We start from the raw sequence: 21,133 nt of genomic DNA, 5'->3' as shown, positions 1-21,133 counted from the left end.
CTCTGGCTCTGGCTCTGGAGTCGGCGTCGGTTTTTTTTCAGGTTTTGGCTTTGGCTTTGGCTTCGGTTTTGGTTTTGGTTTGGGCTCGGGTTCCTGAACAGTTTCTGGTTCAGCTTTTTCTGCGGGTGCAGCCGCGGATTTCCCCGCAAGCGAGATTTTGATGGCTGGGACTGTATTGACGGCTGCGTTGCCAAGCTGGTTCAGCTCTATGGGTTTCTCCGGTGCTGCCGCCAGGAGAATGCCTGCACTCAGAACAACAGCGATTGCCAGCAGGCCCATACGAGCAGCTCTTCCGGTATCCCTCATGTTTCAGGCTCCGTCAGTAGCAGGATTTCCTCGAAGCCGCCCTGCTCCAGCGTTCGTAAAAGGGTTTCAAGGTCGGCCATGGAGATGGAGCTGTCCGCAGCAATCTTCAAAGGGTTCTGTGCATCCGGTTCTGGCAGTCGCTGAAGTATGGTTTGCTCATCTAGTGTTTCACCACTCACTCGCCAATGGCCATCAGCATCCACGAACAGATCGGCTTGGGGCGAGTGTTGCTCGGTACTCGGAGGAGTAGCTGGAAGGTCAGGTAAAGGGTCGTCTGCAAGCTGCCCCGCAACGATGAAAAACATCAACAGCAGGAAAACCAGGTTGATAAGTGGCAGAAGGGCATCTTCCACCCGCTCCATCAGTGATTTGCCTGATGTGGATGGTGGTGGGACCAGTTCGATCATGGTGTTTCTTCGGTCGCACGTTTCCAGTGGGTTTTAATGCCATTACGGGACAGCTCACCCAGGGTGGATGTGAACAGATTCAGCTGAGTATCCGGTGCGGTAGTCAGGTTTACTTCGGAGATACCGGCATTGCGGAGCTGAGGCAGCAACTGGTTGATTGGAAGAGTGAGCTCCTGCCACTCTACTTCGCCACTTTCTGTAACCACCAGCAGGGGCAATGGCTCCCCTGTTATGGTGCTTCTGCCGTCTGTGTTGTTGGCAAGTTCCAGGTGATCCACCGGCAGCAGACGACTGGTCAGCATGAAAAATACCAGCAGGATGAACACCACATCAATCAGTGGTGTTATACGGATCGGTATTGGCCGGCTGGGCCTGGGTTCAACCAGTTGCATGGACGAAACGCTGATTGCTGAGAGCTTCGGTTGCAGGCTTTTCCTGTGATTCCGGCCGGGGCCGGCTGGCTGCTGCCGCCACGGGGGCTTCATTCACCGCCCTGCTTACGACTTCCTGCTGACCGGAAAAGGCTTCAGGCGTTACGGTCAGTACAGAAACCAGGGTGCTGTTTACGACCTTATGGATACGCCGTAAACGGAATTCTATCCAGGCCGCCAGCGCTGCGAATGGAATGGCTACGACAAGACCAGCGGCGGTTGTGGTCAGCGCTTCATAGATACCGCCGCTTAGTTGTGATGCATTGGCACGGCCTTCTGTTGCAGCCATGGCACTAAAGGCTTCCATCATCCCCAGCACGGTTCCCAGAAGGCCGAGCAAGGGTGCAAGGGCGGCGATCACTTCGATAATTTTCAGGGGCGCTTCAAATGGTTCGAGTCCATGCTGGGCATCTCGCGCGGAGGTTTCGCGAACCTGGCGGTCGTCCTGGTTGTTCTGTCGTGCCTCAATGGTATTGATGACCAGATTCTGCAAAGGGTTCAGTTTAGCCAGTCGGCCAGTCTGTTCACGAACCGCTTGAGGATTTACCTCAGATGGAGTCTGTTGCCACTGGGCAATAAGATTTCTAAGTTTCCTGGACAGCCTGGGTGCGTAGAGAGCACCTAACAGCATCAGGTAAACAAACGTGACCAGGCCCAGAACTGCCATTGCAAGCAGCACCACCATAACCGGGCCGCCCATGGCTAACAGTTGATTGAGAGGGCCATCAGTCACCGTGGAGCCCAGAGGCGCCAGAAAATCGCTCATGACAGGTATCGCTCTTAATGAAATTTGTTACTAATAATAACGATTATCATTGTGTTTGCAAGTGCGTAACCTACATCGTACCGGCCGATTTCCCTGTCCGTAACGGGTTATCGTGGCACCTCAATCTGAGCGCGGGCTCAGGTCCACCAGCCGGCTGCCAGGCTGGCTTGCCAAAGCAAACGCAAAGCCAGGATGGTCAGGATCAGGTTGAGAGCCTTGCTGAACCAGCGGTTATTGATAGAATTCAGGAGGCGTAATCCCAGCCAGGTGCCGACAAAGCCACAGGTAATCATGGCAAGGATGAATGGCAGCCAATGGGCGAAAACAAACCCGGTCATGCCGAAAACCAGGGCTTTGGGGGCATGCTGCAGAACCATCGCGGTTGCGAAGGTTGCAACCACCTGAAATCTGTCCCCGTGGATCTGTTTAATGAAAGCCGCTACCAAGGGGCCTGTAGCACCGACGAAAAGGCTTACGAAGCTGGTGACTGCAGATGCCATGAAAATACCGGCGCTGCCAAACGCGCCTTTCGGCAATGCCGGGCCCCAGCACAGATAAAGCACGAACATGGCAATGGCCAGCTGCCACAGGTAGGCCGGGAGGCTTACCAGTAGCCAGGCCCCTACCGTTGCTCCGGCGATAACCCCCGGGATAAATGCAGCAATAACCCGCCAGTCGATATGCTTCCAGGTCAGCAGCATCCGACCGCTGTTGGAGCCCAGCTGTATCATGCCATGAACCGGTATGATTGCTGTTGCAGGCATCCATGAGGCCATCAGTATCAGTAGAAGAACACCCCCACCTGCGCCCAGACTGGCGGTAATCATCGAGGTAATAACTGAGCTTCCGAGCAGGAAAATCGCTACTGAAAGGCTCAGGCTTTCTGGCAACAGTGTTATTTCCATGCGCAAAACTCTGTGGACGCCAGCTGGTTTGTCCGGCACAGTGCTTCGGTTGCCAGCTGTACATCAGCCACGTAGTACAGTGACGCCAGACCCAGCCTGTCCCGACCAAGATTATGGAATACCATGCCGAATGCGATGTCGCCTGCAGTAAAGCGTTGGTGATTAGCAGCAAAATATTCCGCTGGTTTTGCCAGTAACTCGTCATCAAGAAGTGCCTGAACACGGCCCGCACCCCCGTGGTATGCCTGCACGAGCAACAACACGAATAGCTCATTGCGTTTGTTTTCCGGCAGGTGGCCAAAACGTTCTTCAAAGACAGGCTGCAGGTTGCGGGCGTTCTGATGCATCAGGCGCAGAGCACAATCAATCTGCGCCAGCCGATGCCAGTAGTTCCCGGGTTTGATCCGGCAGTCATTCAGTGCCGAGGGTGAAAGCTGGAGAATGCCTTTGGCGTCAGCGCGGGAGTGGGCTCTTGCCTGACCGCCGCTTTCAATCAGGATTTGACCGGCCAGATATCTGGGCAAAACCACTGGCAGAGTATAGCGGTTTTGTTCGCTCCGGCGCTGGACGATATACATCAGCGCATCGTGAAGAGAGCCCGGTTGATCACGGGTTGCGAAGGACAGATCGTCCCAGGCACCCCATACCCGATCACTGGTTTGAATGCCCAGATAGCGGCTTACGGCAAGGTCCAGATCCACATGGGGCTGATCACAGGCCAGTGCAAACGGATAGCCGTTGGTATCCCGGTCGCCGGCAACCCAGTCTTCGGTCAGCCCTTTGTTGTGCAGCGACTGACGGGTATCGTTCAGGCGTTTCTGGGTTGTTGCGCGGTCGGCCCCGTTGCTGATCCAGCCGAGAAACTGCCCCCGCATGTCGAACAGAATATGACGCTCAGAGTCTGAACAGTAGCCCGACTCTTTCAGCACCCAGCGGCGGATAGTAAGAATGTTCTGATAAACACCCTGGCTTGCCCAGTAGGGTGAGTCCCGTACTATGGCGGTCCAGCCTGCGGCGTCGGCGCTTTTATCCTCAACCTTCCTTTCTTCGGCCAGAGCGGCTGTATGCCCTGATACGGCCAGGACGAGAATGAGGGTGAGCTGGCGCAAGCTGGTAATTTTTGAGTTCATGAATGTTGTATCCCTCGTATCCCGGTCAACCTCTGTGGATGTTACTCTCAACAGGACTGGTTTTCCCCGGCCACGGGCTTGTTATCCGTAAATCGAATCCCCACGTTTATCTTTCAATGCGGAACAGGCTATGCTGTGTATCAGGGAGACCTATTCCCGATTCACCCTGATGGCATCGTGGAGGCGAGCATATTATGAACCAACCGATGGCAATCGACGAACTGGTATCAGTAGCACAGGCAGAAGCCATGGGAGAGCTCGATGCTCCGATGATGGCAATTGTTCTGGCCAGCGAACAAAGCTATGACTTGCCCATCAACTCACTTGAAACTGATGCCGACAAGGCACGCTGGGGTTTAATTCTCCGCGCAGCCCGCGAGCATGTTGAAGCAGATGCCGTAGCAGTTCTTTACCCTGCATGGACAACGGTCCGTCAGAAAAAAACTGAGCCGGCAGAAAGTGGCGGCGCAGATAATGCCAACACTGCCGATAATGCCGGGGACGAGTCAAATGAACCAATAGACACCCTGTTTGTGCAACTACACACACGGGATCATGTTTACTGGCGTGGATTTGAGCAAATCCGGGATCCGAAGCACCAGCGCATCATTGGCTTTCGCCGTATCAAAGCACTGACGTCAGACTACAGACGGGATGAAGAGCCCTCGATCACATCCTGGCTCAGCACACTGTTTGAGCCTTTGCCGGAGCACGGTGAAGAAACCGATGTTGATCTTGAGCTGGCAGACCTTCTGGAAGAGCCTGAAGTGAGTGCTGCATTGTATCCCCGGCAGCTGCGGGCGCTGCACTAAGAGATATATCTGGGCGGTCAGTGGGCTGATATGTGGGGAAAACCCGCATTCGGGTTTGGCATGCGAATAGTCTATAATCGCCGGCCTTAATTCTGCACCCACAAGGCGCTGACCGTGATTGTATTTAACCAGGTACAGAAGTCGTATCAGGTGGGCGGCCGGGCGATCCCCGCGCTGTATCCGACTGATATGACCATCGAAACCGGCGAGGTTTTTGGTATCGTCGGGCATTCCGGGGCGGGTAAATCCACTCTGGTGCGCCTGATTAATCTTCTGGAACCGCCTACTGGTGGCGATATCCTGATTGATGGCGAGAATATCACCCGTTACAGCTCTGCTGAACTGCGAGCTTTTCGCCGTAAAGTCGGCATGATTTTCCAGCACTTCAATCTGCTTTCTTCAAAAACCGTTTCGGATAATATCGCCTTCCCTATGAAGCTGGCGGGTATTTATTCCAAAGCGGAAATCCGGGATCGTGTGCAGGAACTGCTGGCCCGCGTCAGCCTGACGGATCACGCAGACAAGTACCCCTCACAGCTTTCCGGTGGCCAGAAACAGCGTGTCGGCATCGCCCGCGCTCTGGCCTGCAGGCCAACGATTCTTCTGTGTGACGAAGCCACCAGTGCTCTGGATCCGCAAACAACCCAGTCTGTGCTGCGGTTGCTGGCAGAGATCAACAAGGAGCTGGGCCTCACCATTGTTCTCATCACTCACGAAATGGATGTGGTACGCCGGGTTTGTGACCGCGTTGCTGTCATGGATGGTGGCCGGGTAGTGGAAATGGGACCTGTCAGCGATGTATTCCTGCATCCGAAGCACCCCACCACCCGGGATTTCGTGTTCGAGAGCGAAAGTGTTGATAGCCAGGAACACCAGCGGGATCTGCAAAAAGCCAATGGTCGTATTCTGCGCCTGACGTTCAGAGGTGAATCCACATACCAACCGCTTCTGGGCAGTGTTGCACGTGCCTCGGGAGTGGATTTCAGTATTCTTTCAGGCCGCATTGATCATATCAAAGACACGCCCTATGGCCAGTTGACACTGTCATTGATCGGCGGTGATCTGGATCTTGCCATGAGCGTTCTGGAAGCTGCCGATGTTCACGTGGAGGTGGTTCGCTGATGGAAGCTTTACTGAGTAACGTGGACTGGCCAGAGATTGGCATAGCAAGCTGGGATACTCTGGTCATGGTGGGTATGTCGCTGTTGTTCAGCATACTGGTTGGCTTGCCGATCGGAGTGCTCCTGTTTCTCACGGGCAAGCGTCAGCTGCTGGAACAGCCTGTCGCATACGCGGTGTTGTCATTTGTCGTGAATGTGCTGCGCTCGGTACCTTTCATCATCCTGTTGATTGTGATGATTCCCTTTACCGTAATGCTTATCGGCACCTCTCTGGGGGTGGCCGGAGCCATTCCGCCGCTGGTGGCTGGTGGAGCACCTTTCTTTGCCCGGCTGGTGGAGACTTCGTTGCGGGAAGTCGACAGGGGCATAATTGAGGCGACCCAGGCAATGGGGGCCAACGTGCGCCAGATCATTTTCGGAGCCTTGCTGCCAGAGGCGCTTCCGGGCATCATCGCCGGCATTACTGTTACGGCCATTACGCTGGTGTCCTACGCGGCTATGTCCGGTGTTATCGGCGGTGGCGGTCTGGGTGACCTGGCGATTCGTTTTGGCTATCAGCGTTTTCAGACGGATGTGATGGTAATCACTGTGGCGCTGCTGGTTATTTTTGTGCAGGTTTTGCAGATGGTCGGTGATCGTCTGGTTCTGTATTTCAGTCGTAAGTAGGCTCGTATCGGTGTAAACCGCTGGCCGGAAAGCCCTTCCGAAAAACGCCCGTAAATACGTCCCTGTAGGGCTCGGTCGCGCCATCCGTGGCGCTCCACGTTTTCGGAAGGGCTTTCCGGCCAGCGGCCCAGAACTTTCAGTTAAGTCATCACGCTTGTCATGCGTTTACAGGAGAATTGATATATGAACCTCAAGAAAACAATCGCAGCACTGGCTGCCGCCGCTACCTTCTCTGGTGCAGCCGCCGCTGCAGAGCTATCTGTGGCCGCTACACCGGTTCCTCATGCAGAGATCCTGGAATTCGTGAAACCACAGCTGGCAGAACAAGGTGTGGAACTGGATGTGAAAGTCTTCACCGACTATATCCAGCCAAACATACAGGTAGACCAGAAGCGTATGGATGCCAACTTCTTCCAGCATCAGCCGTATCTGGACGAATTCAATGAAGGCCGGGGTACCAGCCTGGTGACCGTCACCGGCGTGCACGTTGAGCCGTTTGGCGCATACTCAGACAAGATCGATTCCCTGGATGATCTGAAGGACGGTGCAGTTGTTGCGATTCCAAACGACCCGACCAACGGTGGACGGGCGTTGCTGTTGTTGCAGAAGGCCGGCCTGATCACCCTGAAAGAAGGCAGCAAGATCACTGCAACCCCGCGTGACATTGCTGACAACCCGAAAGATCTGGACTTCAAGGAGCTGGAAGCGGCAACGCTGCCGCGGATTCTCGGGCAGGTGGATGTGGCTCTGATCAACACCAATTACGCGCTTGAAGCAGGTCTTAACCCGTCGGAAGACGCACTGATCATTGAGGGCTCAGAGTCTCCGTATGTGAATATTCTGGTTGCCCGCCCCGATAACAAGGACAGTGAAGCGATGCAGAAGCTTGCAAAGGCGCTGAAATCCGATGAAGTCCGTGATTTCATCACAGAGAAGTACAAAGGTGCCGTAGTTCCAGCATTCTGATTGGAACGATGATCCAAAAAAGGCCGGGTAGCTGTCGCTACCCGGCCTTTTTTCCAGCAACCAGCGCTACAGATTAATCTCCGCCCCAGTTGGTTGTCGGATCCGGAGTCACCCTCAGATAGGACTTCACTTTTTTATAGCCTTTCGGGAAGCGCCTGTTGATTTCTTCCTCATCCTGCAGTGATGGCACAATAACGACATCTCCGCCGCGTTCCCAGTTGCCCGGGGTGGCGACCTTGTGTTCGTCGGTCAGTTGCAGGGAGTCAATCACCCGCAGCACTTCGTTGAAGTTACGACCCGTACTCGCCGGATAAGTGATGATCAGACGAACCTTCTTGTTCGGATCAATCACAAACAGAGAGCGCACGGTGAGTGTGCTGTCTGCGTTGGGGTGGATCATGTCATACAGTTCTGCAACCTTGCCGTCCTGATCGGCCAGGATAGGAAAGTTTACGGCGCAGCCCTGGGTTTCATTGATGTCCTTGATCCACTCCTGGTGGGAATCAACGGGATCCACACTAAGCGCGATGGCTTTAACATTGCGCTTTTCGAACTCGCTTTTAAGCTTGGCAGTAAGACCAAGCTCAGTGGTGCACACAGGGGTGAAGTCAGCCGGATGAGAAAACAGCACACCCCAGCTGTCACCTAACCATTCGTGAAATGAAATCTTGCCTTCACTGGAGTCCTGCTCGAAATCCGGTGCAGTGTCGCCTAGACGTAAACTCATCGTTGGTCTCCTTCTGTGCTGATTGGCAGTGGTGTTGTCCGAAACGCTGACGGTGTGGCCGCCAGCCCCTTTCGTTCAGTGTATACGAGAATCCTTGATGCGAAAGTATGTGATTACAAGGGGCAGTTGATCCATCTCATCCGCCGGATAATGATTATCGCATCATAGCCCTGCCGCTTTTTCCCCGTCGAAATGCGCTTTGGTCAGCCTGAACACCACCGGGCTGAGCAGCAGCAGAGCAATAAGGTTGGGTAGAGCCATCATGGCATTCAGCGTATCGGCCACCAGCCAGACCATGCCCAGATTTACGGAAGCACCAACTGGAATAGCCACAATCCAGGCAACCCGGTAAGGCACGATGGCCTTTACGCCAAATAAGAATTCGACGCTGCGTTCACCGTAAAATGACCAGCCAAGAATGGTGGTAAAGGCGAAGATAGCCAGTGCAATGGCCACCACGTAATCGCCGACGCCCGGAAGGGCCGCAGAAAAGGCCATGGAAGTGAGCGCTGCGCCCGACTCACCCGATGTCCATACGCCTGAAGTGATGATGACCAGGCCGGTAATGGTGCAGATAATGATGGTATCGATAAACGTGCCCAGCATGGCCACCATACCCTGATTAATCGGGTTTTTGGTCTGCGCTGCCGCATGGGCGATAGGGGCGGAACCAAGACCGGCTTCGTTGGAGAAAATGCCGCGGGCAACACCAAACCGGATAGCTGCCCAGACAGCAGCGCCAGCAAAGCCACCTTCGGCAGCGATCGGGCTGAAAGCATGTTTAATGATTAAAGCAAAGGCCGCAGGGATATCGGCTACATTGAGTGCCAATACAACCAGGCCGGCGATCAGATAGGATATGGCCATAAGGGGAACCAGCGCACTGGCTACCTGACCGATACGGCGGATACCGCCAATCAGCACCATGCCTACCAGTACCATCAGAATAACGCCGGTGATCCAGTGTGGCAGGCCAAAGGTAGCATCCATTACATCAGCGACCGAATTTGCCTGCACGGTATTGCCTATGCCAAACCCTGCTATGGCTGCGAAGATGGCAAACAGCACGCCCAGCCAGGCCCATTTTTTGCCCAGACCATTGCGGATGTAATACATAGGACCACCGACATAGGCTCCTCGCTCATCGACTTCGCGAAAGCGCACAGCAAGAACTGCTTCTGAGTACTTTGTTGCCATGCCTACAAGGGCTGTCAGCCACATCCAGAACAGAGCGCCAGGTCCGCCGAGGAAAACCGCAGTTGCAACGCCGGCAATATTCCCTGTTCCTACGGTTGCTGAAAGTGCCGTCATTAATGCCTGAAACGGCGGGATATCACCGTCTGATTCAGCCCCCGCCGAGCTGCGTCCTTTCCACATCAGGCGAAAGCCAGCGCCGAGCTTGAGAATCGGCATCAGTTTCAGGCCAAGACTTAAAAACAGGCCAGCACCCAGAATAAGTACCAGCATCGGTGGTCCCCAGACCAACCCGTTGATGTCCCCAATGATTTTCTCGATAGCTTCCATGGGAGCCCCCTGTGTATGCCATAAGCTTGAGGTCGTAATCATGCCCGTCTGGGCTATAACTGGTTGAGTTTAGTCGGTTATTACCATGAGTAAACCGGCAGCGGGAGAAAATTGGAGGATTTGGAGTCGTTTGCCTATGTTTACAGGGAGAGGGGCCCGGATTGACCGGAGCCTCTGGATGATCGCAGAAATGCGAGGAGGCACCTATGGCTGCGCTCAAAGTTGTCGATGTTATGTCCAATCATATTGAACCTGTCCGATGCGGTACGCCGCTCGCTGATGTAGTCCGGGCATTGCTTGAGAATCACATCTCCGGGTTGCCGGTGGTTGACGCTGAGCGTCGTTTAGTCGGTTTTGTGTCTGAACAGGATTGCATTCATGCGTTGCTGGTGAGCAATTACCACTGTGAAGGAAATCCGGTGGTTGACGATGTCATGTTCCGTGAGCCCCTGGCTATTTCCCCAGGAACAGCCATTGTCGACCTTGCCCAGAAACTCGGTTCTGGCAAACCGAAAGTATATCCTGTGGTGGAGCACGGAAAGCTTATTGGCATAGTTACGCGGACAGGTGTGCTGGCTGAACTGGCCCGCATTGGTTGTGGGGTTGAGCTTTCCAGGCTCGGAAATGGTGATGACTGATCCGGCAGAGCTGGCCAGTGCAGGAGTCTTGTCCACCGATGTCAGTTCCGGGGGGGAGTCTCGCTGTTGTAGCCCCACATCTGGCTGAAGTCCATGGAGGGCATTACGTCAGGCTCCTCTATTGCCAGAATATTGAAGCCCTGTACGCTGGTATCGCGTTCCCGGGGTGTGTCATAGCTGTTTGCTGAAGGGTCGAAAACAGCCTGTACAAACGGTCCGCGGGCGCGCAAGGGTCTGCGGGTAATTACACCCACCTCATTATTTTCCAGTCGTACCAGAGTTCCCGGCGGATACTCGCCTAAAACATGCAGAAGAGCTTTGGGAATGGCCGGCCTGTAGGTGCCGTCTGCCAGACTGGAGATCAGTTTGCGCGCAGCTGTTACGTTCATCCGTTTGCGGTACGCACGTTTTGTGATCATGGCGATGTAGCGTTCGGCCATAGCAAGGATCTCCGACTCGGGCCGGATATCTGCACCACTAAGGCCGTCCGGGTAACCCCCGCCGTCTGCCTGTTCATGGTGCTGCGCAATAATAGTAAACAGCAGGTCGTTATCAATGCCCGCTGCTTTGAGGGCGCTAATGCTCCGTTGTGGATGTTTACGTATAACGCTTCGTTGCTCAGTGCTCAGGATCTTGTTGAAAGCATTGAGTTTGTCGGCGACAGGCACAAGGGCAAGGTTTGCGCTCAGGGCGGCTTCGGTCAGTATTGGAATGCGCTGCTCATCAAGTCCGAACTGCCGCGCGATAAGCTGGCAGAGTATGGCGTAAAAAATGATCTGTTCGTGGATTGTGGGGCCAACGGAGTACAGGTGTATCAGTGCCAGAGCGGAGTCTGGCGCCTTTATACAGGCCTGCTCCAGAGCATACGCCAGATCCTGCAAGTGTTTGCGGGCTTCCGGTTTGCTATCGGCGATTGCTGCCAGAGCTTGCTCAAGCGTATGCAGGTAGCCGGGGTAGCTCGCAAACGGGTTGGATTCGGTGTCACTGCCGGGTACTTCGGTGTCTTCCTGAGGCGCCTCAATAACCCGGGGCTCGAAGTGGCCACGCTCAAACAACTGCTCAAGCTGCGAATCGGTCTGGATTACATAACCCTGGCAAAGCAGTATATGTCCATCGGCGTCATATACGTCCCAGGGTAAAGGGCGGCCGATGATTAATGCGCCGGGGGCTATTCGAACGAGGTCACTCAAAATCCGGCTGATTCCTGTATGGCTTGTCTGGTTTGAGTACGATCACGACTCTGTGACTCGACTCTGCAGCTATAGTAAAGGTAATTGATTTCTCAGAGCTACCCTCCTGGAGAGAATAGGCTTAAATCTGTAGTTTTGTGCGACTCTATATAGGTGTTCTGTTAAGAATCGTAGGAAGCGACGATTAATACGCTGCCCTGGATTATCATCGGGGTTTACTCCTCTTTTTCCTGCGTCTACCGGATGACTGCATGCTTAGCCGTCTGAAAACCGACTTTCAGTTATCGATAATTACACTGCTTGGTGTATGCGCATTTACCGGCGTGACTCCGTTTGTAATCCTGCGCGTTCTTCAGGGAAATGTTGCCGCTGCGATTGTGGATATTGTGGTTCTGGTCAGTATTGCCTTCGGTATGGTTTACGCATGGATCACTGGTGACACCCGGCGCACTGGCTTTGGTCTGACTGTTCTTATCTGCTTTGGTGCGATCGCTGCCGGTATTGCCGGTAAGGCCGGCTTCTTCTGGCTGTATCCCTGCATAGTGGTGTCGTTTTTCCTTGTTCCCCCTCGCGAGGCCGTGCTGATCAACCTGGTTGCCATTGTGTCTGCAATGATCATTCAGGACGACAGCTTTCAGTCCCTGACGCACATGGCGTCATTTTTCGCAACTACGGTCATGACCAGTGTCTGTGCATACGTGTTTGCGTTCCGCAATTACAATCATCGGACCGAGCTGGAATTATTGGCCACGGTTGATCCGTTGACGGGGGTGAATAATCGTCGCTCTATGGATAAGGCGCTGCGTATGGCCTTGTCTGATGCATTGCGCACAGACAGATCATACGCGGTGGTTATGATAGATCTTGATCACTTCAAAAAGGTAAACGATGAGCACGGACACAGTGTCGGTGATGAGGTGTTGCTCAGCCTGGTTTCCCTGATTCAGGAGCGGATACGTAAAACAGACAGGCTTTTCCGCTATGGTGGAGAAGAGTTTGTTCTTTTGTTATCTGTCGTGGATGTCAACAGCCTGAGAATGATCTCAGCTAATCTTCAGACAATTATTCGTCAACAACTGAGGTGTCGGGAGCAAGCGGTAACGGCATCATTCGGTGTTGCGCTGCTCCGGGAAAACGAGAGTGTGGAGACTTGGCTGAAGCGTGCGGATTCTGCGCTTTACCGGGCCAAGGAGCTAGGCCGCGACCGGATTGTTTTTGCGGATAATACCCCCGCTGAAGACGGGCAGCCCTGCCAACTGTCTTCGGCAGCCAACTAAGCGGACTGCCCCGTGGCTTCCGGACGATAACGAAACAGTCTCCACCCCAGCAACATACTGGCGGATGCCAGCCCCCCTGTCAGTCCCACCCAGAAGCCTGCGGCTCCCATGGCAGGAACAAGCAGACCGGTAAAGGCCAGGGTGTATCCCAGCGGCAACCCTAACCCCCAGAACGAGAACAGCATGATCAGCATGGGAACGCCTGTATCTTTGTAACCTCTCAGGGCGCTGATGCAGGTGATCTGGATAACATCGGCCACCTGGAAGATTGCTGCAAACATCAATAATCGTATGGTCACTGCCTGAACATCTGTATCGCTGGTGTAGAGAGCCGCAATACCTTCAGAGAAAATCAGCAACAGAACGGCAAAAACCAGAGCTGTGGCAGCCGCAAGAATCAGGGAGCTACGGGAAATCAGACGGGCAGAATCCGGAGCTCCGGCGCCAATAAGAAAGCTGACTCTTAAGGTAAGTGCCATGCCGATGCTGAGCGGCAGCATGAAGAGCAGAGATACAACGTTCAGTGCAATCTGGTGCCCGGCCACCACTACAGGACCCAGTGGCGCAAGAAACAGTGCGATTACCGAGAACAGGCTGGCTTCCACAAAAATAGTGAACCCGATGGGTATGCCGATACCAAGGATATAGCGTATCAGCGCCTTGTTGGGTTTTACCCAGTCGGCAACCAGGTGAAACTGTTTGTACAGCTGGCTGTGATTCAGGTAGGCCAGCAGTGCGATTGCAGCGACGCCATTCGACACGGATGTGGCCCATCCACAGCCAATGCCGCCCATGGCGGGCAGTCCGAGCTTACCGTAGATGAATATATAGTTGAGTGGGAGGTTGATCAGTGTGCTCAGTATCGAAAACGCCATGATCACCCGGGTATGCCCCAGGCCGTCAGTGAGCCCACGAAGTGCTGTCATCAAGAGAAGAGAGGGGATTCCCCAGGCAAATGCATTCAGGTAGCCCTGGGTGATACCGGCAGTTCTGGCTTCCAGCTTCAGGCCGTCCAGAACCGGGTGCACGTTGGTAAGAAGCAGAATCATGATGATTGCGCCAACGCCAGCGATGTATAAACCCTGCCAGGTAGCTGGCATGATTTTTTCTGGCACCCGGGCGCCGTTATAACCGGAGATGATCGGCTGCAGTGCTCCAAGCATACCAATGAAAAACAAAAACAAGGGTACCCACAAGCTGGTTCCGATACCCACACCCGCGAGATCTTCTGCGCTGGCATGACCGGCCATGACTGTGTCGATAACGCCGTTGGCCATCTGGGCAATCTGGGCGATCAGAATCGGTCCGCCAAGTATTGCCAGCGTCTTCCATTCGGCCAGTGTTCGTGAAACAAGAGATTTACGAACTTCGGGCAGTGGCTGGTGGGTTTCATCCATAGGGTGCTGTTCCGAAGGGCTGGAGCCAATAGATATTCAAGGGCGGACATGCGGGCGGGTTATGCTACCCGATTATGGTGAGGTACGTCATAGGGATTGCCACTTAAATGCACTGAAACCTGCCTTAAAACCCGTTAAAGTACACGCCCTATTCATACGGATGGCGTTCATTATGGGGCTTCTGGTTTTTGTAACTGTTCTCTGGGCTTTTTCATTCAGTCTGATTGGTGAGTTCCTTGCCGGACAGGTAGACAGTGATTTTGCAGTGCTCAGTCGCGTGTTACTGGCAACCCTGATATTTCTGCCGTTTACCCGTTGGCGTGGTGTGCCCGGGGGATTGAAGCTGGGTGTGCTGGTTACAGGCATGCTGCAGTTTGGTATTACCTATCTTTGCCTCTACCGTTCGTTCAGTTATCTGACCGTTCCGGAAGTTCTCCTGTTTACTATATTCACACCGCTGTACGTAACCCTGATTGACGATGCGCTGTCCCGTCGGTTTTCGCCGGTTGCTCTGGTTGCCGCGGCAATAGCTACGATTGGTGCCGGAATAATACGTTACGACGGCCTTGGCGAGGATTTTATTACCGGCTTCCTGTTGCTACAGGTTGCGAACTTTACCTTTGCCGCAGGTCAGGTGGGCTACAAACATGTTATGCAGCACTACCCGACGGATGTCCCTGCATATCGTACATTTGGCTACTTTTTTATCGGAGCCCTGGTTATTGCGCTGCCGTCTTTCATTGTGTTCGGCAACGCCGATCGTCTTCCGTCAACGGGCCTGCAATGGGGCATTCTGTTGTGGCTGGGGCTGGCGGCTTCCGGGTTAGGCCTGTTTCTGTGGAACCGCGGCGCCTGTCGTGTCGATGCGGGCACGCTCGCTATTATGAACAATGCTCTGGTGCCGGCCGGCTTGCTGGTCAATCTGCTGATCTGGAGCCGGGACGCCGATCTGCTGAGACTTGCCATGGGGGGAGCTGTGATTGCATTTTCACTCTGGGTGAATGCCCGCTTTCACCCCCGCGCGCGGTTGAAAGAAGCAGCATAGCGGAGGCTATAAGCCATGAGAGAGGAGCCGTTACAGATAAATGCTGTTACCAGGTTTAACTTTTGATGAATATCAAAAGCAGGATTGCACGTATATCGTGTAGCAAGATATATATTTTGCTACATAACCATCTAGTAACAGGCATAAGACATGCGTACGAACCTACCCGTAACCCAGCATGAAGTGAAAATGCGCACGGGTGGCCGGCTAATTACCACCACCGATCTCAAAGGCGTTATTACCTACTGCAATGAAGAATTCATAGAGATAAGCGGATTCTCTGAGGCAGAGCTGATTGGCCAGGCCCATAATATCATTCGCCATCCGGACATGCCGCAAGCGGTATTCAGGGATATGTGGCAGTACCTCAGCGCCGGCAAGGCCTGGATGGGTATTGTTAAAAACCGCACAAAGAATGGTGACCACTACTGGGTCAGCGCATACGTTACTCCCGTCCGGGAAAATGGCCAGATGGTTGGCTATGAATCGGTTCGTGTAGAGCCGGGCCGGGACGATATAGCCCGGGCAGAGAAACTCTATGCAGGTATAGCTGCGGACAAGCCGACCCTGAACGCCGGGAACCGTATCCTGTCAGCAGTGAAATCCGGCTGGCCTCTGTTGCTGTCGCTGATACTGAGCCTCATCGCACTTGAGGTTGAGAAATACTGGGTAGCTGCCGGGCTGATTGCAGCCGGCCATCTGCTGGGCGCATTCCTTGTTCAAAAGTCGGTGACTGACCGGCTCAAGCGTCTTATGGAACTACGTCCGGGTGGTTATCATGACCCGGTTGTCGCCCGCACCTACAGTGCTGAGTCGGGAATTTTCTCGCAACTGGCACTCTTGCTGATCAGTGAGGATGCGCGGATTCGTACCGCGCTTGCCCGCATAGAAGACCAGGCAGAGCTGCTATATGAACAGGCCTGTGCTTCCCAAGAATATATCAGCAGTGGTGCCCAGGCTATTGGCCGCCAGCGGGCTGAAACGGATCAGACTGCTTCGGCTATCACAGAGATGGCGGCGTCCATCCAGGAAGTGACAGAGACTATGCTGGGCAATGCCCGGGAAGCTGAAGAGGCAGATCGTCTTGCGGTAATTGGCAGTGAGCGTAGCTCAGAAGCTCTGGTTGCGATTGAGCAACTGGTCACTCGTGTGAACGGGATTGGTCAGACTATCAGTGCTCTGGGAGAGTCCACCAAAAGCATTGGTGAGGCTGCCAGTTTGATTTCCGAAATTGCAGACCAGACCAACTTGCTGGCGCTGAACGCGGCAATTGAAGCTGCCCGGGCAGGGGAACAGGGTCGGGGGTTCGCCGTTGTCGCTGACGAAGTGCGTTCGCTGGCCAGCCGTACCCGGGAATCCACAGTGCGTATTCAGGAAGTCATTGACGACTTCCGGTTGCAGGTGGACTCAGCCGTTAAGGCCATGCAGGACGGAGAAGCCGTTGCCGGGCAGGGATTGGATAAGGTACGTGAAGCCGAGAATTCTCTGCGAGACATAGTGACGTCCATCAAAATGATTTCTGACAGTTTTATCAGCATGTCGGCAGCGTTTGAGGAACAGAATCAGGTGTCTGAGGAGATCAATCGCCAGATTGTTAATATCGCCGAACTTGCGGATCACAGTGAAGAGCAAGCGACCTCCGCCAAGCAGAGCAGTGATCACCTGAGCGCCATGTCCCGGGGTCTGAAAGACCTGGTTTCACGTTTTCTCAGGAAAACCGATTAATCCGTCTGGATTTTCTGTTTGCAAGGAACCTGTTGCCGGTGCTGGCATCCCTGCGCCAGTGCTGGCAGAATCTCCCACATTCGTTGGGGAAACCCTTGCAGGGTAGCTTCTCCTACTCCTTCATTTTAACGCACAGAAATTTACCATGACTCAGTTCAATCTGGCCCCGGAGAGTGACTCCGAGGTGTCTCGCGGCCGTTGGTCTTCCCGTCTTGCATTTATTCTGGCCGCAACCGGCTCAGCGGTCGGCCTCGGCAACATATGGAAGTTTCCTTATGTAACAGGTGAGAACGGCGGCGGTGCGTTCGTTCTGGTTTATCTCCTGTGTATCGCCATTATTGGTGTGCCCATTATGATGGCGGAAGTATTTGTTGGCCGCAGCGGTCGTCATAACCCGATTGCCAGTATGCGCCTGGTTGCAGTGCGCAACCTCAGCTCACCAGCATGGCGTATTTCTGCGATTATTGGCATGATCGCGGCTTTTGCGATTCTGTCCTTCTACTCCGTTATTGGCGGATGGGCTGCGTCTTATATCGGCCATGCAGCCATGGGTGACTTTACCGGTGGCACGGCTGACTCTATCGGTGGGCTGTTTAGTGCTTTGCTGGCGAGTCCCGGGCAACTCCTTGCCTGGCACACGCTGTTTATGGCACTGGTAGTTGTGGTTGTATCCTGTGGTCTGAAAGGTGGTCTGGAGCGTGCAGTCACTATTCTGATGCCGGCGCTTTTCCTGCTACTGATTATTACGGTGGGTTATGCCACAACAACGGGGCATTTTGGTGAGGCTGTGAGCTTCCTGTTTACCCCTGATTTCGGTGCGCTGACCATCAATGGTGTGCTGATTGCACTGGGCCATGCCTTTTTTACTCTCAGCCTGGGTATGGCCATCATGATGGCCTACGGTTCTTATCTGGGGCGCGATGTGGCTATCGGGCGCACTGCAGTGAGTATTGCACTGATGGACACGGTGGTTGCCCTGCTCGCTGGCCTGGCTATTTTTCCAGTGGTTTTTGCCAACGGACTTGAGGCCGGCGCCGGACCAGGCCTGATCTTCCAGACGCTGCCACTGGCCTTCGGCAATATGCCCATGGGCAGTCTGTTCGGTGCTCTGTTTTTTATCCTTCTGCTGTTTGCCGCCTGGACTTCCGGCATCTCTCTGCTGGAACCGGTTGTGGAGTGGGTAGAGGAAAATACCAGCATGGGGCGGTCAGGCAGTGCCATTGTCGTCGGTGTGCTGTGCTGGTTGCTGGGCGTTGCATCCATTCTGTCGCTGAACCTGTGGTCTGATGTTGCGCCCCTGGCGATGTTCGAGCGCTTTGAAGGGAAAACAATTTTTGATCTGCTCGACTTCTTTACCGCCAATATTCTGCTCCCCTTGTCGGGCTTGCTGACGGCCATCTTTGTTGGCTGGTTTGTGGCCCGGGAATCACTGAAAGCGGATCTGGATCTGAGCGATGGGACATTTGCTGTGTGGCTGACCCTCTTGCGCTTTGTGACTCCGGTGGCAGTAGTGATTGTGTTTATTTATAACCTGTTGGCCTAGACCAGCGAAAACAGAAAGCCCGGTAGCAGTGATGCTCTCCGGGCTTTTTTTATGGGTAGTGATTAGTCTTCTTCGTGATTTCTGGCAATTCGCAAGGCTTGCAGGCGGGGGTTGATAGCCTGGCCCCCGGACTCTGTAATGGCGGAGGAAAAATTCTGGAAAGGACAGATGTATCTGCATCTGGTGTGACAAATTCGTGAAGTTTTCGCGTTAGACTGCGAACAGCAATCATAGCATCAGGGGCTTTTTGTGCGGCCCAGACAAACGAGCCAGTGCATCATGACACGAACAATACTGATTATTGAAGACAACCCCGGAATAGGTGAGCTGGTTAGTATGCAGGTCAAGGATCTGGGTATGGAGCCGGTTCTCGTGGGCCGCGGAGATGATGGGCTTGAGAGGTTTCGCCAGGGTGGTATTGATCTGGTTGTTCTTGACCTCATGCTGCCGGGGCTGGACGGGTTGTCAGTCTGCCGGGAAATTCGCGCGATCCCGGGATATGTTCCAGTACTCATGCTGACAGCCAAAAGTACGGAGCTGGATCGGGTGCTTGGCCTTGAGATGGGTGCAGACGACTATCTGACCAAGCCCTTCAGCGTGGCTGAACTCTCTGCCCGGATCAAAGCCTTGTTCCGCCGGGTAGATGCGCTTTCTTCACGCAGCCCGGAAGAGTCAGTAACTGAAGAAGTGGATGTTGACGGGCTCCGGATAGACCCTGTGCGGCGGCGGGTGTTTGTTCATGGCACGGAAGCAGAACTCACGGCCCGCGAGTTCGACCTGCTCTGGCATTTTGCCTGCCACCGGGGTCGGGTATTCAGCCGGGCTCAGCTGCTGGATGCCGTATGGGGGTATAACCATGAGGGTTATGAGCACACAGTGAATACTCACATAAACCGCTTGCGCAACAAAATCGAAACCAATCCTGCAGAGCCTTTGTATGTACAGACGGTCTGGGGTGTTGGCTACCGGTTTATGGACTGATCCATGACACGGCCTTTATTTCAGACTCTGTATGCGCGCCTGGCCCTTGGCCTGTTCCTGCTGCTGGTCATTGTTGGCGGGCTGTTTACTGTGCTCAGCCTCTACTCAGTGCGCGAGTACAGTGCAGCTGTGAGCCAGGAACTTAACCGCGATCTGGCCAGTAACCTGGTTTCAGACCGCAATCTGGTCACCGATGGGCAGATCAATCACAGCGAGCTCAAACGTCTGTTCGATCTGTATATGAGCATCAATCCCAGTATCGAGATTTACCTGCTGGACCGCGACGGGCTCATTCTGTCCTATTCCGCCAATCCGGCGAAAATCAAACGTAAGCACGTATCTCTGGAGCCAGTTCACAGGTTACTTGAGAACCCGGATGCCTATCCGTTGCAGGGCGATGACCCGCGCAGTCATGACCGTCACAAGGTATTTTCCGTCACGCAGGTACCTGACGCCGAGAATCCCACGGGTTATCTGTATGTCGTGCTGCGCGGTGAGGAATATGATTTTGCGGAAAGCATGGTACACAGCGACCGCTTGCTGCAGATGGGAGGCGGGGCTCTGGCAATCAGTCTCTTTGTCGGGCTTCTGGCAGGCCTGTTGTTTTTCCGGCTTCTGACACGACGGCTGTCGCGACTGACGGCCCGTGTGGAGGCTTTTGAGGCGGGGGTAAAAGATACTACAGATACCTCTGATGATGCCGGAGTTCCCGGTGACGATGTAGATTATCTTGCCGCCCGCTTTGATCAGATGGCCGCACGCATTGCAGGGCAGCTGGAGCTGCTCAAAGACAAAGATCATCAGCGTCGACAGTTGGTGGCTCAGGTGTCCCATGACCTGCGTACGCCTCTGGCATCGATTCAGGGTTATCTGGAAACCCTGGGGATGAAGCAGCAGGAACTGAGTCCTGACGAGCGCCGTCGGTTTCTGAATGTGGCTCTTGCCGAAACCCTTCGCCTCAGCAAACTGGTTGACGAACTCTTTGAACTGGCGGCACTGGATGCACGTGAACGACAACCTTTGGCGGAGCCGTTCATGCCAGCAGAACTGCTGTACGACGTGGTGCAAAAGCACAGGCCGAAGGCTGAGCAGGCGGGTGTTACGCTCAGCATTACCCATGTTCAGCCGGCAATGGTGTGTGCAGATATCGCCATGACCGAGCGTGTTCTGGATAATCTTATTGGTAATGCTGTGGATCACTCACCTGCTGGTGCCGAGGTAAAACTGAGCGTAACGGCAGACAGTGGTGGCGTTGAAATTTGTGTCAGGGATGCGGGCGCAGGAATCGGGCAGCAGGATATCGATCATGTGTTTGACCCTTTTTATCAGGCGCCTGGCGCCAGCCGCACCGGACACGCAGGCCTTGGGCTGGCAATTGCGCGCAGAATGGCCGAGTTGCAACAGGGCCGGGTTTCCGTAGAAAGCCAGCCGGGTGACGGCGCAGAGTTCCGGTTCTGGTTACCGCTTGCTGATTCAGCGGCAAAAGAATCCACGGAGTTATAGATTCGTGAGAATTCGTGAACGTTTTGGTGAAGTCACGGCGATAGGATGGCTTACGATATTACTCGCAGGAGAG

Annotated in this window: 20 protein-coding genes and 1 pseudogene; 11 read left to right on the top strand and 10 right to left on the bottom strand. The window is 54.2% G+C overall.

Going from position 1 to position 21,133, the window contains the following annotated elements:
* From DS878_RS15500 to DS878_RS01040, 6 genes and pseudogenes are all read right to left on the bottom strand, one after another.
* Positions 1-306: pseudogene (locus DS878_RS15500) on the bottom strand (energy transducer TonB); the annotation flags it as partial.
* Positions 303-713 carry an ExbD/TolR family protein gene (locus DS878_RS01060; protein ID WP_113814086.1) on the bottom strand — a complete coding sequence of 137 codons (411 nt, stop codon included), beginning with the start codon at positions 711-713 and terminating at the stop codon, positions 303-305. The gene DS878_RS01060 and the pseudogene DS878_RS15500, both read right to left, overlap by 4 nt.
* Complete coding sequence (locus DS878_RS01055; RefSeq protein WP_113814085.1) at positions 710-1,105, bottom strand: ExbD/TolR family protein; 396 nt, start codon at positions 1,103-1,105, stop codon at positions 710-712. The genes DS878_RS01060 and DS878_RS01055 overlap by 4 nt, the downstream gene beginning before the upstream one ends.
* Positions 1,092-1,910, bottom strand: coding sequence for a MotA/TolQ/ExbB proton channel family protein (locus DS878_RS01050; protein WP_113814084.1), 819 nt, complete (start codon positions 1,908-1,910; stop codon positions 1,092-1,094). The genes DS878_RS01055 and DS878_RS01050 overlap by 14 nt, the downstream gene beginning before the upstream one ends.
* A gap of 137 nt (positions 1,911-2,047) precedes the next feature.
* Entirely contained in the window at positions 2,048-2,815 is a 768-nt protein-coding gene (locus DS878_RS01045; RefSeq protein WP_113814083.1) for a sulfite exporter TauE/SafE family protein, read from the bottom strand.
* A complete protein-coding gene (locus DS878_RS01040; protein ID WP_113814082.1) occupies positions 2,806-3,945 on the bottom strand; it encodes a hypothetical protein in 1,140 nt (379 codons plus the stop codon). Before DS878_RS01040 ends, DS878_RS01045 begins: the two co-directional genes overlap by 10 nt.
* 194 nt (positions 3,946-4,139) lie before the next feature.
* Here DS878_RS01040 and DS878_RS01035 point away from each other — a divergent pair, with 194 nt between their 5' ends.
* From DS878_RS01035 to DS878_RS01020, 4 genes are all read left to right on the top strand, one after another.
* Positions 4,140-4,757, top strand: a complete 618-nt coding sequence (locus DS878_RS01035; RefSeq protein WP_113814081.1) for a hypothetical protein — start codon at positions 4,140-4,142, stop codon at positions 4,755-4,757.
* A 114-nt stretch (positions 4,758-4,871) separates the two neighbouring features.
* Positions 4,872-5,879, top strand: a complete 1,008-nt coding sequence (locus tag DS878_RS01030; protein ID WP_113814080.1) for a methionine ABC transporter ATP-binding protein — start codon at positions 4,872-4,874, stop codon at positions 5,877-5,879.
* Positions 5,879-6,544, top strand: a complete 666-nt coding sequence (locus DS878_RS01025; RefSeq protein ID WP_113814079.1) for a methionine ABC transporter permease — start codon at positions 5,879-5,881, stop codon at positions 6,542-6,544. The genes DS878_RS01030 and DS878_RS01025 overlap by 1 nt, the downstream gene beginning before the upstream one ends.
* Positions 6,545-6,727: 183 nt before the next feature.
* Positions 6,728-7,510 (top strand): MetQ/NlpA family ABC transporter substrate-binding protein, encoded by a 783-nt coding sequence (locus DS878_RS01020; protein WP_113814078.1) that lies wholly within the window; start codon positions 6,728-6,730, stop codon positions 7,508-7,510.
* Between the two features lie 73 nt (positions 7,511-7,583).
* Here DS878_RS01020 and DS878_RS01015 read toward each other — a convergent pair whose 3' ends face one another.
* On the bottom strand, positions 7,584-8,237 hold the full coding sequence (locus DS878_RS01015; protein WP_113814077.1) for a peroxiredoxin: 654 nt from the start codon (positions 8,235-8,237) through the stop codon (positions 7,584-7,586).
* Between the two features lie 162 nt (positions 8,238-8,399).
* Entirely contained in the window at positions 8,400-9,761 is a 1,362-nt protein-coding gene (locus tag DS878_RS01010) for an alanine/glycine:cation symporter family protein (protein WP_113814076.1), read from the bottom strand.
* Between the two features lie 206 nt (positions 9,762-9,967).
* On the opposite strand from DS878_RS01010, the gene DS878_RS01005 reads away from it, so the two are divergent.
* Positions 9,968-10,399: a CBS domain-containing protein gene (locus tag DS878_RS01005; RefSeq protein WP_113814075.1), complete on the top strand. Its 432-nt coding sequence runs from the start codon at positions 9,968-9,970 to the stop codon at positions 10,397-10,399.
* Positions 10,400-10,440: 41 nt separating this feature from the next.
* On the opposite strand, the gene DS878_RS01000 is transcribed toward DS878_RS01005, so the two are convergent.
* A complete protein-coding gene (locus tag DS878_RS01000) occupies positions 10,441-11,589 on the bottom strand; it encodes an HD-GYP domain-containing protein (protein ID WP_113814074.1) in 1,149 nt (382 codons plus the stop codon).
* 251 nt (positions 11,590-11,840) lie between these two features.
* Between DS878_RS01000 and DS878_RS00995 the strand changes: the two genes are divergently transcribed.
* The gene (locus DS878_RS00995; protein WP_113814073.1) at positions 11,841-12,866 is read left to right on the top strand and encodes a GGDEF domain-containing protein; all 1,026 of its coding nucleotides are present in this window, start codon (positions 11,841-11,843) and stop codon (positions 12,864-12,866) included.
* Here DS878_RS00995 and DS878_RS00990 read toward each other — a convergent pair.
* The gene (locus DS878_RS00990) at positions 12,863-14,263 is read right to left on the bottom strand and encodes an MATE family efflux transporter (protein ID WP_113814072.1); all 1,401 of its coding nucleotides are present in this window, start codon (positions 14,261-14,263) and stop codon (positions 12,863-12,865) included. The genes DS878_RS00995 and DS878_RS00990 overlap by 4 nt on opposite strands.
* A gap of 172 nt (positions 14,264-14,435) precedes the next feature.
* Here DS878_RS00990 and DS878_RS00985 point away from each other — a divergent pair, with 172 nt between their 5' ends.
* The 5 genes from DS878_RS00985 to DS878_RS00965 all read left to right on the top strand — a co-directional run bounded on the left by DS878_RS00985 (position 14,436) and on the right by DS878_RS00965 (position 21,060).
* Complete coding sequence (locus tag DS878_RS00985; protein ID WP_113814071.1) at positions 14,436-15,308, top strand: carboxylate/amino acid/amine transporter; 873 nt, start codon at positions 14,436-14,438, stop codon at positions 15,306-15,308.
* Positions 15,309-15,458: 150 nt separating this feature from the next.
* Positions 15,459-17,033, top strand: a complete 1,575-nt coding sequence (locus DS878_RS00980) for a PAS domain-containing methyl-accepting chemotaxis protein (protein WP_113814070.1) — start codon at positions 15,459-15,461, stop codon at positions 17,031-17,033.
* A gap of 145 nt (positions 17,034-17,178) precedes the next feature.
* On the top strand, positions 17,179-18,576 hold the full coding sequence (locus DS878_RS00975) for a sodium-dependent transporter (protein WP_113814069.1): 1,398 nt from the start codon (positions 17,179-17,181) through the stop codon (positions 18,574-18,576).
* Positions 18,577-18,855: 279 nt separating this feature from the next.
* Positions 18,856-19,557, top strand: a complete 702-nt coding sequence (locus DS878_RS00970) for a response regulator transcription factor (protein ID WP_113814068.1) — start codon at positions 18,856-18,858, stop codon at positions 19,555-19,557.
* A 3-nt stretch (positions 19,558-19,560) separates the two neighbouring features.
* On the top strand, positions 19,561-21,060 hold the full coding sequence (locus tag DS878_RS00965; protein WP_113814067.1) for a sensor histidine kinase: 1,500 nt from the start codon (positions 19,561-19,563) through the stop codon (positions 21,058-21,060).
* Positions 21,061-21,133 lie beyond the last annotated feature (73 nt).

It is taken from the genome of Marinobacter sp. F3R11 (assembly GCF_003318275.1).
GTDB lineage: Bacteria > Pseudomonadota > Gammaproteobacteria > Pseudomonadales > Oleiphilaceae > Marinobacter.
Note: the sequence above shows the minus strand (reverse complement) of the source record. Positions and strands in the feature narration are given on the sequence as shown.

Bases quoted from the DNA above. Each gene is read 5' to 3' on its own strand.
- DS878_RS01060 (WP_113814086.1), bottom strand. From the start codon at position 713: ATGATCGAACTGGTCCCACCACCATCCACATCAGGCAAATCACTGATG.
- DS878_RS01055 (WP_113814085.1), bottom strand. From the start codon at position 1,105: ATGCAACTGGTTGAACCCAGGCCCAGCCGGCCAATACCGATCCGTATA.
- DS878_RS01050 (WP_113814084.1), bottom strand. From the start codon at position 1,910: ATGAGCGATTTTCTGGCGCCTCTGGGCTCCACGGTGACTGATGGCCCT.
- DS878_RS01045 (WP_113814083.1), bottom strand. From the start codon at position 2,815: ATGGAAATAACACTGTTGCCAGAAAGCCTGAGCCTTTCAGTAGCGATT.
- DS878_RS01040 (WP_113814082.1), bottom strand. From the start codon at position 3,945: ATGAACTCAAAAATTACCAGCTTGCGCCAGCTCACCCTCATTCTCGTC.
- DS878_RS01035 (WP_113814081.1), top strand. From the start codon at position 4,140: ATGAACCAACCGATGGCAATCGACGAACTGGTATCAGTAGCACAGGCA.
- DS878_RS01025 (WP_113814079.1), top strand. From the start codon at position 5,879: ATGGAAGCTTTACTGAGTAACGTGGACTGGCCAGAGATTGGCATAGCA.
- DS878_RS01020 (WP_113814078.1), top strand. From the start codon at position 6,728: ATGAACCTCAAGAAAACAATCGCAGCACTGGCTGCCGCCGCTACCTTC.
- DS878_RS01015 (WP_113814077.1), bottom strand. From the start codon at position 8,237: ATGAGTTTACGTCTAGGCGACACTGCACCGGATTTCGAGCAGGACTCC.
- DS878_RS01010 (WP_113814076.1), bottom strand. From the start codon at position 9,761: ATGGAAGCTATCGAGAAAATCATTGGGGACATCAACGGGTTGGTCTGG.
- DS878_RS01005 (WP_113814075.1), top strand. From the start codon at position 9,968: ATGGCTGCGCTCAAAGTTGTCGATGTTATGTCCAATCATATTGAACCT.
- DS878_RS00995 (WP_113814073.1), top strand. From the start codon at position 11,841: ATGCTTAGCCGTCTGAAAACCGACTTTCAGTTATCGATAATTACACTG.
- DS878_RS00990 (WP_113814072.1), bottom strand. From the start codon at position 14,263: ATGGATGAAACCCACCAGCCACTGCCCGAAGTTCGTAAATCTCTTGTT.
- DS878_RS00985 (WP_113814071.1), top strand. From the start codon at position 14,436: ATGGGGCTTCTGGTTTTTGTAACTGTTCTCTGGGCTTTTTCATTCAGT.
- DS878_RS00980 (WP_113814070.1), top strand. From the start codon at position 15,459: ATGCGTACGAACCTACCCGTAACCCAGCATGAAGTGAAAATGCGCACG.
- DS878_RS00975 (WP_113814069.1), top strand. From the start codon at position 17,179: ATGACTCAGTTCAATCTGGCCCCGGAGAGTGACTCCGAGGTGTCTCGC.
- DS878_RS00970 (WP_113814068.1), top strand. From the start codon at position 18,856: ATGACACGAACAATACTGATTATTGAAGACAACCCCGGAATAGGTGAG.
- DS878_RS00965 (WP_113814067.1), top strand. From the start codon at position 19,561: ATGACACGGCCTTTATTTCAGACTCTGTATGCGCGCCTGGCCCTTGGC.